Origin of the sequence: Nocardia sp. MDA0666 (assembly GCF_003023875.1) — a bacterium.
Classification (GTDB): domain Bacteria; phylum Actinomycetota; class Actinomycetes; order Mycobacteriales; family Mycobacteriaceae; genus Nocardia; species Nocardia aobensis.
In genome coordinates, this window is record NZ_PYHT01000021.1 from 83,646 (window position 1) to 95,721 (window position 12,076).

General features: G+C 67.0%; 11 protein-coding genes. 7 read left to right on the forward strand and 4 right to left on the reverse strand.

Translation table 11 applies throughout. The annotated features are described in order from the left end of the window. The first annotated feature begins 3 nt into the window (after window positions 1-3). Window positions 4-645 (forward strand): hypothetical protein, encoded by a 642-nt coding sequence (locus C8258_RS24975; protein ID WP_106957255.1) that lies wholly within the window; start codon window positions 4-6, stop codon window positions 643-645. Window positions 646-688: 43 nt separating this feature from the next. Here C8258_RS24975 and recR read toward each other — a convergent pair whose 3' ends face one another. Both recR and C8258_RS24985 read right to left on the reverse strand, forming a co-directional pair. Beyond that, window positions 689-1,297: a recombination mediator RecR gene (gene recR / locus C8258_RS24980; protein ID WP_030516496.1), complete on the reverse strand. Its 609-nt coding sequence runs from the start codon at window positions 1,295-1,297 to the stop codon at window positions 689-691. 21 nt (window positions 1,298-1,318) lie between these two features. Then, a complete protein-coding gene (locus C8258_RS24985; RefSeq protein WP_106957256.1) occupies window positions 1,319-1,657 on the reverse strand; it encodes a YbaB/EbfC family nucleoid-associated protein in 339 nt (112 codons plus the stop codon). Window positions 1,658-1,828: 171 nt separating this feature from the next. On the opposite strand from C8258_RS24985, the gene C8258_RS24990 reads away from it, so the two are divergent. From C8258_RS24990 to C8258_RS25000, 3 genes are all read left to right on the forward strand, one after another. After that, window positions 1,829-2,437: a hypothetical protein gene (locus C8258_RS24990; RefSeq protein WP_106957257.1), complete on the forward strand. Its 609-nt coding sequence runs from the start codon at window positions 1,829-1,831 to the stop codon at window positions 2,435-2,437. A 41-nt stretch (window positions 2,438-2,478) separates the two neighbouring features. After that, the gene (locus C8258_RS24995; protein ID WP_106957258.1) at window positions 2,479-3,300 is read left to right on the forward strand and encodes a MerR family transcriptional regulator; all 822 of its coding nucleotides are present in this window, start codon (window positions 2,479-2,481) and stop codon (window positions 3,298-3,300) included. Between the two features lie 62 nt (window positions 3,301-3,362). Beyond that, the gene (locus tag C8258_RS25000) at window positions 3,363-3,716 is read left to right on the forward strand and encodes a VOC family protein (RefSeq protein ID WP_106957259.1); all 354 of its coding nucleotides are present in this window, start codon (window positions 3,363-3,365) and stop codon (window positions 3,714-3,716) included. Window positions 3,717-3,889: 173 nt separating this feature from the next. On the opposite strand, the gene C8258_RS25005 is transcribed toward C8258_RS25000, so the two are convergent. After that, complete coding sequence (locus tag C8258_RS25005; RefSeq protein ID WP_036497274.1) at window positions 3,890-4,324, reverse strand: SRPBCC family protein; 435 nt, start codon at window positions 4,322-4,324, stop codon at window positions 3,890-3,892. 137 nt (window positions 4,325-4,461) lie between these two features. On the opposite strand from C8258_RS25005, the gene C8258_RS32965 reads away from it, so the two are divergent. The 3 genes from C8258_RS32965 (at window position 4,462) to C8258_RS25020 (ending at window position 8,233) form a co-directional block, all read left to right on the forward strand. Further along, a complete protein-coding gene (locus tag C8258_RS32965) occupies window positions 4,462-5,109 on the forward strand; it encodes a hypothetical protein (protein ID WP_106957260.1) in 648 nt (215 codons plus the stop codon). A gap of 356 nt (window positions 5,110-5,465) precedes the next feature. After that, window positions 5,466-6,917 carry an FAD-binding oxidoreductase gene (locus C8258_RS25015; protein ID WP_106957261.1) on the forward strand — a complete coding sequence of 484 codons (1,452 nt, stop codon included), beginning with the start codon at window positions 5,466-5,468 and terminating at the stop codon, window positions 6,915-6,917. Beyond that, a complete protein-coding gene (locus C8258_RS25020; RefSeq protein WP_106957262.1) occupies window positions 6,914-8,233 on the forward strand; it encodes a class I SAM-dependent methyltransferase in 1,320 nt (439 codons plus the stop codon). The genes C8258_RS25015 and C8258_RS25020 overlap by 4 nt, the downstream gene beginning before the upstream one ends. Window positions 8,234-8,297: 64 nt before the next feature. Here the strand turns inward: C8258_RS25020 and C8258_RS25025 are convergent, their stop codons facing one another. Continuing rightward, window positions 8,298-11,882, reverse strand: coding sequence for a serine/threonine-protein kinase (locus tag C8258_RS25025; protein WP_106957263.1), 3,585 nt, complete (start codon window positions 11,880-11,882; stop codon window positions 8,298-8,300). Window positions 11,883-12,076: the final 194 nt, after the last annotated feature.

Consider the following 12,076-nt stretch of genomic DNA (forward strand, 5'->3'; position numbering starts at 1 on the left):
CGGATGAGTTACGACCACGTGTTGCTCCCCGCGGGCATCGCCACCTCGCCCGATGCGGTGGAAACCTACCTGGCCGCACAGCAGGGACGGCCGCAGACCGACACCGTGGCGGCGATCGCGGCCGAGGTGAACCGGCGCAACGACGCGCTGCCGGAGGAGGAGGCGTTCCTCAGTGTCGCCACCGGCGGCGACGGCACCGGCGGCGCGCTGTACGTCGCCGCCCGCTACGACGCCATCGGCCACGTGCGCAACCTCCTGTTCGAACTCGCGACCCCGCGTGACTACGCGCTCTACGATCCGCAGCTGAACTGGCTGATCGATCCGACCGGTCGCATCGATGTCACCGTCACCCACGGCGGTGCGGGTGAATTCCCTTATCTCACCGAGCAGCTCGCGCACCGGTGGATCACCGAACTCGGGGAACCGAATCCGTATCTGATCGTGGAACGCGCCGACCACCTCTACATTCAGACCTATCGCGACGAGCCCGGCCGGTACACGCTGGAGTACCGCGACGGCGGCCCCGACCGGCATTTCGCGGTGCAGCTGGAGGACGGCGACCAGGTGGCCGCACTCGTCTGGGACTGGACCGCCGGGGAGCGCGGCCGCTTGGATGCGCTCGACTGGGAGACGGTGACGTTCTGACGGTGACGTTCTGACGGACGTCCGGTCGGCGCCTCCTGCGCCGTCAGAGCGTTCGCCGTCCCGACAGGGCGCGGCCCAGGGTCAGTTCGTCGGCGAATTCCAGATCGCCGCCCATCGGCAGACCGGAGGCGAGCCGGGTGACCGACAGGCCCGGGAAATCCCGCAGCATCCGCACCAGATAGGTGGCCGTCGCCTCGCCCTCGGTATTGGGATCGGTGGCGATGATCACCTCGGTGACATCGACACCGTCCTCCTGATTTCCGATGCGCGCCAACAACTCTCGAATGCGCAGCTGATCCGGGCCGACCCCCGAGAGCGGATCCAGCGCACCGCCGAGCACGTGGTAGCGGCCGCGGAATTCGCGGGTGCGCTCGATGGCCTGGACGTCCTTGGGTTCCTCGACGACGCAGATCATGGTCCGGTCCCGGCGCGGGTCGGCGCAGATGCGGCACAGTTCTCCGTCGGAGACGGTGCCGCAGACCGCGCAGAACCGCACGCCGTCGCGCACCTTCTGCAGCGCCGACTGCAGCCGATCGATCTCCGGCGGCTCGACCGACAACAGATGGAAGGCGATGCGCTGGGCGCTCTTCGGACCGACGCCGGGCAGTTTCCCCAGTTCGTCGATCAGATCCTGGACCGGACCCTCATACACGGATTCGTCCTATCGGGCCGCTCAGAACGGCAGGCCGGGCACGGAACCGCCGCCCATGCCGCCGGCGAGCGGGCCCAGTTTCTCGGCGGCCAGCTGCTGCGCGTTGGCCATCGCGTTGTTGACCGCCCCGACGATCAGATCCTGCAGCGTCTCCACGTCTTCAGGATCGACCACCTTCGGATCGATCTGCAGCGACTGCACCTCGCCGCTGGCCTTGATCGTCACCCGCACCAGGCCGCCGCCGGCCTCACCCGTCACCTCGGTGGCGGCGATTTCGGCCTGCGCGGCCATCACCGCCTGCTGCATCTGCTGCGCCTGCGCGAGCAGGGCCTGCATATCGAGCTGTCCACCAGGCTCCACGGGGATGTCCTCTCTGCGGGATGCGGGTATGCACCAGCGTAGTCACGTTCGGATCCCGCCCGGTACCGGCCCGGCGCGGGCACCTTTACCATCGGAACAGGGCCGGACGTCGGCACACGGGTCGGGCCAATCCGGTGGAGGCCGGTTATGTATCGGGATCAAGATCAACACATGTCTTCCGCACCTGCGCACACCCCATCCGCACCACCACCGCCGCGTCGCGGGCGGCGGAGTTCGGCACTGACGGCCGTCGTCGCGATCGCCGTTCTGAGCCTCGGGTCCGCCGTCCTGGCCCCGGCCGCCTCGGCGGATACCGATTACGGCGGTGGCTGCGTGCTCTACACCGACGATCCGGCGGCGACGATCGACGCGCTGCACAACCATTGTTCGGCCGAACAGCAGGATCAGATCTTCCGGGACGCACCCCGCGGCGACGTGCCGACCGGGGTGACCAACGGCTGGGTGACCCGCCCGCCGGTGATGGAGGCGGTGGCGCCGCCGTTCTGGATCGGCAAGAACTTCTACACCGGCCCCGACGGCGGCACCCTCACCAACCGCATCACCGCGGCCGGCATCGAGGGTTTCCCCGCCGACGTCTATTCCGGACCCGCCCGCCTGGACGGCCAACCGGCCTGGCTACTGGACTACCGCCCCTCGATCACGCCCCAGATCCTCGACGAGATCCGGCAGGTGACCCCCGGTGTCTGGTTCGGTTACTCCTGGTGGAGAGGGTTCTTCCAGACCACGCTGCTGCTGACGTTCGCCCTCACCGAGCAATAGGACTTGACTCTCCTGTTGCTGGAGGGTGTTCGCTTGTCCTCATGCCCGCGACAGTCTCCATAGGCGAGTTCTCCCGCCTCACCTATCTCAGCGTGAAAACGCTGCGGTACTACCACGAGATCGAGTTGCTCGAGCCGGTGTCGGTCGATCCCGGCTCGGGGTATCGGCGGTATTCGACCGCCCAGGTGGAACAGGCGCATCTGATTCGCCGCCTGCGCGATCTCGATATGCCGATGCCGCAGATCCGCGCGGTCCTGGCCGCGCCGGATCGGTCGACCCGCGATGCCGCGCTGGCAGCGCATCTGGAGCGGATGGAAGCGGAGTTGCTGCGGACACGCGATGTGGTGGCGTCGCTGCGGGCGCTGCTGTCACCCGGCGCGCCGATCGACGTGCAGTATCGCCTGGTTCCGGAGTTCACCGCGGTGACGATTCGCGCGCTGGTGTCGCGGGCGGAGATCGGTGAGTGGTGCGGTGCCGTGTTCCCCCGGCTGTACGACGTGCTCGCGGTCGCGGGGGTGGCCCCGGGCGGCCCGAGCGGGGCGACGTATTCGGCGGATTTCTTCGAGAACGAGATCGGCGAGGTGGTGGCGTTCGCGCCGCTGGCAGCGGATCCGGGCGCCGCCTTCGACCGACACCGTGAGGTCGTGGTTCGCCGATTTCCGCAGCGCCGCTTCGCGATTGCGGTGCATGCCGGACCGTTCACCGACTTCGACCGCACCTACGGTGCGCTGGGTTCGCATGTGGCCGAACACGATACCGCGCTGAGCGAGCCGATTCGCGAGATCTACGTGGTCGGCCCGCAGGACTGCGCGGATCCCGCCGCGCAGCGCACCGAGGTCTGCTGGCCGATCGCATCGGCCTGATCGGGCGAACCCCGCGACACGCCTCGCGTATTCACGAATTTCCCACGAAGAGAGGATATTTCATGTCGATCAGTCTGGCCGCCGTCACCTTCGACTGCCGTGACGCCGCCACCTTGGCGAACTTCTACGCACAGCTGCTGGAGCGTCCGGTGGACCCGGAGGCCAACGAGTACTTCGCCTCGATCGGCCGCGGTGACGACGGCGGTACGGCGCTGATGTTCATCCAGGTTCCCGACAAGACCCCGGGCAAGAACGTGGTCCACCTCGATCTGAGCGCACCGGACTGGCGCGCTCAGATCGAGCGGGCGGTCTCGCTGGGCGCCGAACACATCGGCGATTTCGACGAATACGGCGTGCGATGGGTCACCCTCGCCGACCCAGAGGGCAACCTGTTCGACATCGCCCACCAGCACTGAGCAGCTGCTCCGGCAGTATGCAGGCAAGCACTCCCCCCGAGTCGTTGCACCCCCAACGGTTTCGGCCCGCCTCGATTTTGGACTGACGGAGCGAGGGAGCGCAGCGACTGAGCGGAGGAGGGAAAAATCGAGGCACAGGGGGCCGAAACCCGCCGGAGCGAAGCGGAGGCCGACTAGCTCAGCTCGCGCTTCAGGTTTTCCAGAACCTCGGCCTGGATCTTCTTCAGGCCGAGCGGGGCGAAGATGCCCTCGAAGAAGCCGGGGACGCCGCCCGCACCCTTCCAGCTGGTGCGAACCGTCACCTGCGAACCCTCACCCGAGGGGGTGACGGTCCAGGTGGTGACCAGCGTGGAATTCGAATCCCGTTCGGTCACCATCGAATCGGAGACCGAGACGACCGCGTGGACGTTGCGGGAGCGCTTCTGCGTCGCCTGCAGCGTCCATTCGGCGACGGTTCCGGCGCCCTTTCCGCCTTCGAGCACCTTGTAGTCGTGGTAGTGCGAAGACAGGATGCGGGGGCGCACATCCTGATAGTCCGCGATCGCTTCCAGCGCACGCTGCGGTTCCGCAGCGACGACGGTCGAGCTGGATGCACTGACCTGTCCCACAATGAGCTCCTAGTCGATCCGGGGTCGTTCGGGTTTATTCGAGCCGTTCTGCGGGGCTATGCTACGCCGCGTCCGGTGCAGTTCCGGACCGGCAGACGCGGTTTCGCTCTGCCCGCAGCTACGCCTGGGGGGATGAGGTGTCGAACGTCGCTATCGGCGCGCGCCGTGTCAAGAATGTGCTCAAGTGGGTCGGCGTGATGGTCGTCGGCGTCGTCATGATCGTCGGCGCGATCACGATGCTGAACAGTCACGGCAAGGTCGACTGCGGCGGTGAAACCATGCGGTCCGGGGACCAGTGCGTCGAGGTGAGCAAGCACGGCCACCGCACCACCCGCTCGATGGACGAACAGGCGTCGGACAACACCCGGACCGGTTGGCTGCTGCTCGGCTTCGGCGTGTTGATGATCGTCGGCGGTGGCGCGTTCCTGGCCGGGGAACTGCGCCGCTCGGGCGGTCTCGGTCCCAAGACCGGTATGCAGGTGGTCCCGAACCCGGCCGCCTATCCACCCGGCGGGTCCGCATATCCGGTGACGCATTCCACCCCGCCCGGCGCGCCCGCATATCCGGGCGGATATCCCACGCCCGGCTATGCGCCCGCGGGAACCGGTTATCCTCCGCCGCCACCGGGCTATCCCGCCCACCCGGGCGGGTCGGGTCACGCGGAATATCCCTCTGCCGCACCATATTTCGCACCCAGCGGGCCGGCACCGAGTTACCCGTCGGCTCCGCCCGGTTATCCGCCGGCCGGCCCGGATGGGAATCGCCGCGGCCATCCGTCGCGCTGAGCTTCCCGTAGCGCTGGGCAAGGAAGTCCCGGCGGAGCGGTAGCGACGGTGGCGGCGACCGGCCCGGTCCGCGATCATCGGCGATCGGTAGCCTTCGGTCACATCCGTTCGATCCCCGAACCGGAACGCTCGTTCCGGGACCGGCGACGAATTTCGACGGGTTCGTCACAAGCGCCGGGTCAGCACACAGCCGCACGATTCCGCTCGGAAACATGTCCGCGAGCTGGGCGGATGACCCACAAGCGCGGGCCCGCCCCGTGATCGAACGCAATGCAACATATGCGTGAAGAATCGCGCCCATAGGTACCCTCGCGGTGGCCGGGGGAAACCAGGAGAGATAGCGTCAGGGGGTGGCAGTGAGTCTGTTGGGGAAGGCCGGCCGCGCGCCGGCCGCACGCGAATCAGGTTTTGCCGCGCACCGAGAAGGTGTCGAGCGTCTGCTCGCCAGCTATCGTGCGATTCCTTCGGATGCCAACGTGCGGTTGGCGAAAAAGACGTCGAACTTGTTTCGCGCCCGGGCGAAGAACCCCGCACCCGGACTGGATGTTTCGGGCCTGAACCGGGTAATCGCGGTGGATCCCCAGGCGAAGACCGCGGATGTGGCCGGTATGACGACCTACGAGGATCTCGTCGCCGCCACCCTGCCGTACGGTCTGGCGCCCTTCGTGGTTCCGCAGTTGAAGACGATCACGCTGGGTGGCGCGGTCACCGGCCTGGGAATCGAATCGACCTCGTTCCGCAACGGTTTGCCGCACGAATCCGTCCTCGAGATCGATGTGCTGACCGGTGCGGGCGAGATCATCACCGCCACCCCGGACGGCGAATACGCCGATCTGTTCCGCGGTTTCCCGAATTCCTATGGCACGCTCGGCTATTCGACTCGCCTGAAAATCGAACTGGAATCGGTGCAGCCGTATGTGGCGCTGCGCCATGTACGTTTCCACGATCTGCGCGAACTCGAAACCGTGATGGCACAGATCGTCATCGACCGCAGCTACGACGGCGAACGGGTCGACTACCTCGACGGCGCGGTATTCACCGCCGAGGAGAGTTATCTCGTTCTGGGCCGCCAGACCGACGAACCGGGCCCGGTCAGCGACTACACCGGGATGGATATCTACTACCAGTCCCTGCGGCACGACAGCGCCGAGCCCAAGCGCGACCGGCTGACCATCCACGACTATCTGTGGCGCTGGGACACCGACTGGTTCTGGTGCTCACGGGCATTCGGCACCCAGAATCCGAAGATCCGCCGGTTCTGGCCGAAGAAGTACCGCCGTTCGAGCTTCTACTGGAAGCTGATCGCGCTCGATCACAAATACAACATCGGCGACAAGCTCGAGGCCCGCAAGGGAAATCCGCCACAGGAGCGCGTGGTGCAGGACATCGAGGTGCCGATCGAGCGCACCGCCGATTTCCTGCACTGGTTCCTGCGGGAAATTCCGATCGAACCGCTGTGGCTGTGCCCGCTCCGGCTGCGTGACAGTGCGGAAGTGCCGGGAAAACCCGGGGATCCGTCGCGTCCGTGGCCGCTGTATCCGCTGGAACCGGATCGCAGCTACGTCAATGTCGGTTTCTGGTCGGCGGTGCCGAAACAACCCGGGCAGATCGAGGGTGCGGCCAATCGCGCGATCGAGGACGAGGTCGCCCGCCTGGACGGCCACAAGTCCCTCTACTCGGACTCCTACTACGCAGAAGACGATTTCGCGCGCCTCTACGGAGGCGATCACTACGCGAATCTGAAGAAACGATACGACCCCGATCATCGTTTGCTGGATTTGTATTCGAAGGCGGTGCAACGCAAGTGACGACATTCAAGGATTCCCAGCTGCCCCCGTTCTCGGAGCTGGGAACGAAACTCAGCATTGCCGAAATCTTCGAGACGCTCGTCGACGGCGGCGTCCCGATCCGGTTCTCCGCCTACGACGGCAGCAGCACCGGACCCAACGATTCGAAGTTCAGCCTCGAGATCACGACGCCGCGGGGTATCAACTACATCGCCACCGCACCGGGCGATCTCGGCATGGCGCGGGCCTACATCTCCGGCGACATGGCGGTCGACGGCGTCCACCCGGGCGATCCGTACGACATCTTGAAGGCGATGACCGACCTGAAGTTCCGGCGCCCGTCGGCGCTGGCACTGGTCACCATCGCGCGCTCGCTGGGCTGGGACGCCCTCAAGCCGATCGCGCCGCCACCGCAGGAGACGCTGCCGCGCTGGCGGCGCATCGCCCTCGAGGGACTGCGGCATTCGAAGAACCGCGACGCCGAGGTGATCCACCATCACTACGACGTGTCCAACCGGTTCTACGAACTGGTGCTCGGCCCGTCGATGACCTACACCTGCGCCTGCTACGCCGACGAGAACCAGACCCTCGAAGAAGCCCAGGAGAACAAGTACCGCCTGGTGTTCGAGAAATTGCGGCTGAAGGAAGGCGATCGACTTCTCGATATCGGCTGCGGCTGGGGTGGCATGGTCCGCTACGCGGCCCGGCGCGGCGTCAAGGTCATCGGCGCCACCCTGTCCAAGGAACAGGCCGAATGGGCGCAGGCCAAGATCGTCGAGGATGGTCTGCAGGAGCTGGCCGAGGTCCGCCACAGCGACTACCGCGATATCGCCGAATCCGGTTTCGACGCGCTGTCCTCGATCGGCCTCACCGAGCACATCGGGGTGCAGAACTACCCGAGCTACTTCGGCTTCATCAAGAGCAAGCTGCGCGACGGCGGCCTGTTCCTGAACCACTGCATCACCCGCCCCGACAACACCCGTACGACGAAGGCCGGCGACTTCATCGACCGCTACGTCTTCCCGGACGGGGAGCTGATCGGATCCGGGCGCATCATCACCGATATCCAGAACATCGGGCTCGAGGTGGTGCACGAGGAGAATCTGCGCCCGCACTACGCGCTGACCCTGCACGAATGGTGCAAGAACCTGGTCGCGAACTGGGACGAGTGCGTCGCGGAGGTCGGTGAGGGTACCGCCAAGGTGTGGGGTCTGTACATGGCCGGCTCCCAGCTGGGCTTCGAGCGCAACGTGGTGCAGCTGCACCAGGTGCTCGGGATGAAGCTCGGGGACAAGCAGACCTGGGACGTGCCGCTTCGTCCGTGGTGGAACGCCTGAGCTTGCACGAAATGTGTTGCCGGCGGGCCGGATTCGTGGTGACGAATCCGGCCCGCCGGCGTTCTCAGTGCAGCAGCGCGTTCAGGAACGGTCGCGGAATATCGAACGATCCGGTGCCCTCACCGGCGAGCAGTACGTCGTCACGCAGTGAATGCAGCAGATAGCTCAACTCCGGGCCGGCGTCGAGAAGTGGTCTGGTCCAGCCCAATCGGGCACAGCGGTCCAGCGCCGGCAGCAGTGAGGTGATCGCCTCGCCGTTCCATCCGGCGACCGAGAGGCATTCGACCAGCAGCAGCGCGGCATCCAATTCCGCTCGGGGACGGTTCTGTTCGACCATCCGGCCGTAGAGCGCGCGCGCCCGTTTCACCGCCGATTCGAGGCCCTCGGCCGCCACGTTCTTCCCGTCCAGACCGCAATAGTGCCGCGCCAGCAGCACGCGCACGGCCGCGACCTCCTCGGCCTCCGCGGTGAGCGCGACGGTGCCGGCGGACTGGCGCAGCACCGGGGCGGGCGGCTCCGGCCCGGCGGGTGGTTCGACCAGCCCCAACCGCAGCCGTTCCGCCCGGATATGGGCGGCCATGCGCGGAAGTTTGCGCTCGGCGGCCATCCGCGCGCCCTCGTCGAGCCGGGCGCGCGCGGTCTCGGTATCGCCGAGCACGGCCTTGACTCGTGCACCCACGACGAAGGTGGTGATCATGAAATCCACCGCACCGATCCGCGCCGGCAACCGATGGCTCTGCTCGAGCAGCCGGTCCGCCGCCTCCAGATCGCCGCGCCGATAGGTCAGCTCCCCCAGCAGCGCCGCGGACACCCGCACCGCGTGCGAACGCGGGCCCGAGCGCTCCCGCCCGATCTGCCAGGCCTTCTCGAAACACCGGGTGGCGGTGTCGATATCGAGCTGTTCATAGGCCACCGCGCCGGTGTTGAGCAGACCCAGCACCACACCGAGCGGATCCTTGGACCTGCTGTGATAGGGCGCGGCCCAGTCCTGGATGGAGAGCGCACCGTCGAAATCGAAATCGCACAACCGCACGAACGACACCAGATTCGCAGCGGTGGACACCGTCCACGGCGGCAGTTCGTCGGGCTCCTCCAGACACGGCAGCACCTTCTCCAGCACACCGTCGGTGCGGTCGCGGGCCACCAGGTCGGCGGCCGACAACACCGCGGCCTCACACCGCTGGCGGGTGGCATCGGCGTCCGAGGGTGAGCTGCGGGCGAGCATATTCGACAGTCGCCCGAGCGCCGTGCGAGCCGCTCCGGACTGCTGCAGATTGATATTGGCCCGGGCCAGTGTCATCAACAGCTTCGACCGCGAAGTCACCTGCTGCACAGGAAGTTTGGACACGGTGCCGAGCAGGGTCGCCAGGCGGGAGGTGTCGATCAGATCCATGCCGCCGTTCTCGACCAGATCCACCGCCATCTTCAGGTCGGTCGCGGCCAGGGCATGGTCCACCGACTTGCGCAGTTGCTGATGTTCGGCGTACCAGCGGGAAGCCTTGCGGTGCAACGACTTCAACTTGCCCGGATGCACTCGTTCGAGCCGGGCACGCAACTGCTCGGCGAACAGCGGCTGGATCCGGAACCAGCCCGGATCGTGTTCGACGCGGGTGACGAACAGCTCGCGCTGTTGCGCCTGCTCCAGCAGTTGCTCGGCATCCGGCTCGCCGCTGAGCGCCGTAGCCAGCCCGCCGTTGAGCTTCTCCGCGACCGAGATCGACATCAGGAATTCGAGCATGCGCGGTTCGAGCCCCGCCAGCACGTTCTCGGCCAGATACTCCCGAATGGCCTGGTTTCCGCCGGACAGATGGGCGATCAGCTGCGCCGGATCCACCGGTGCGCCCGTGGTGGCCCCGCGCAGCGACAAGCTGACCAGCTGGATCGCGGCCGGCCATCCGTCGGTCGCGGCGTGGATCTGCTCGACCTGTTCATCGGTGAGCGGAAACTTGTTGCGCTCCAACAGGATCTGCCGCGTCTCGGCGAGCGTGAGCCGCAGTTCGTGACTGCCGATCTCGACCAGCTCGTCGCACACCCGCATCCGGCTCAGCGGCAGACCGGCCTGCTCGCGGGTGGTGATCACGAAGCGCAGATGGTGACATCCGTTCTCCAGCAACGCATCCATCACCCGGTGCGCGCCTTCGTCGGTGACCCGATCCCAATTCTCCACCACCACCACGACGACCTGGCCGCCACTGTGGATCTCGTCGATCAGCGTGGAGATCGCATAGGGCATCGCCTCCGCGGGACGCTCCTCGAGCACCTCCGCCAGCCCGGAACCGATATCCGGCGCCACCCGCCGGATGGCCTGGATCAGATGGGCCAGCAGCCACACCTCGTTGTCGTCGTCGTGATCGATTCCGATCCACGCCACCGCGATGCCGTCGGCGGTGAGTTCGGTGCGCCACTGGGCGGCGATCGTACTTTTTCCGAAACCCGCCGGTCCGTGGATCACGGCCAGCCGGCGGCGGCCACCCGTGCGCAGGATATCGAGCAGCCGAGGCCGGGGAATCGGCTCGCGGGCCGGGGTCGGCGGACGGAATTTCGTTGCGGCCGTGGGCGGTAGCGTCGGGGGCTGGGCCAGACCGGGCGGCCCCGGAGTGCGCAGCGCGGGCAGGCCGAGGACCGCGCGGCTGCGGCGTGAGGTGATCGGATACGCCGTCGCGTCGGGTTCGGCCGTGCGGCCGTCGGTCGTTTCGCCGTCGAGCAGAGCCATCTCGTCGGCCGTCTCGCCGTGCGCGATCTGCACGGCACGCATCTCCTGCCCGAATTCCAGGGCCGAAGCCGGGCGATCGGCGGGATCCTGAGCCATCGCCGATTCGATCACGCCCGCCACATCGGCCGGAATGTCCTGTTCGCGCAGGTCGGGAACCGGCTGGGTGGTGATCCGCAGGAATTGGGCGACCACGCGCTCACCGGAGCGGCGTTCGAAGGCGGCATGCCCGGTCAGCAGCGCGAACAGCGTGGCACCCAAACCGTACACATCGGACCGCACGGTCGGTTCTTCGCCCTTGAGCACCTCGGGCGCGGTGAAGGCCGGCGATCCGGTGATCATGCTGGTCGAGGTCTGAAAGCCACCCGGGATGCGCGCGATGCCGAAATCGGTCAGCTGCGGTTCGCCGTAGCGGCTCAGCAGCACGTTCGCCGGTTTCACATCGCGATGCAGGACGTGCACGCGATGTGCGCTCTCGATCGCGCCCGCGAGTTTCACGCCGACCCGCAGCGAATCCGACCAGCTCAGCGGGCCGTGGTCGCGAATCAGCTGTTCCAGCGAGCCGTGCACGGCGAACGGCATGACGAGGAACGGCAGGCCGCTGGGCGTGACGTCGACCTGCAGGACGTCGACGATATTCGGATGGCCCGACAGCCGGCCCATGGCATGTTCCTCACGCAGGAACCGCTCCCGGCTCTCCTCGTCGATCTCCGAGGACAGCACCTTCACCGCCACCACGCGATCCAGCGCCCGCTGCGCACAGCGATAGACCACCCCGAAACCGCCGCGCCCGATCTCCTGGGCATCGAACAGCCCCATCGCCTCGAGTTCGTCGGCGATGCGAATCGGTTGGTAGCGCTGGGTATTCGCCCCCGCGGCCGCTTCCGAGTCCGCCGCGGGGTCGTCCGTACTGGGGACCTTGCCCGTTTGTGGGTTCATCTGGCCACCTCGAACGTCGCGCCCTCATTCCAACGTAGCGCGGTCCGTACGCGTCCGGGCGCAGTTCCGCTCGCTTCGAGTCGCCACCGTTTCCGTCCGCCGCGCCCACGCGGGCGAGGGCGACGAGACAACAAACGGCCCGGATCACGCGGGAACGTGATCCGGGCCGTCGCAGGGAATCTCGGCGTAGCGAG

Bases quoted from the DNA above. Each gene is read 5' to 3' on its own strand.
- C8258_RS25000 (WP_106957259.1), top strand. From the start codon at position 3,363: ATGTCGATCAGTCTGGCCGCCGTCACCTTCGACTGCCGTGACGCCGCC.
- C8258_RS24990 (WP_106957257.1), top strand. From the start codon at position 1,829: ATGTCTTCCGCACCTGCGCACACCCCATCCGCACCACCACCGCCGCGT.
- C8258_RS24995 (WP_106957258.1), top strand. From the start codon at position 2,479: ATGCCCGCGACAGTCTCCATAGGCGAGTTCTCCCGCCTCACCTATCTC.
- C8258_RS24975 (WP_106957255.1), top strand. From the start codon at position 4: ATGAGTTACGACCACGTGTTGCTCCCCGCGGGCATCGCCACCTCGCCC.
- C8258_RS25025 (WP_106957263.1), bottom strand. From the start codon at position 11,882: ATGAACCCACAAACGGGCAAGGTCCCCAGTACGGACGACCCCGCGGCG.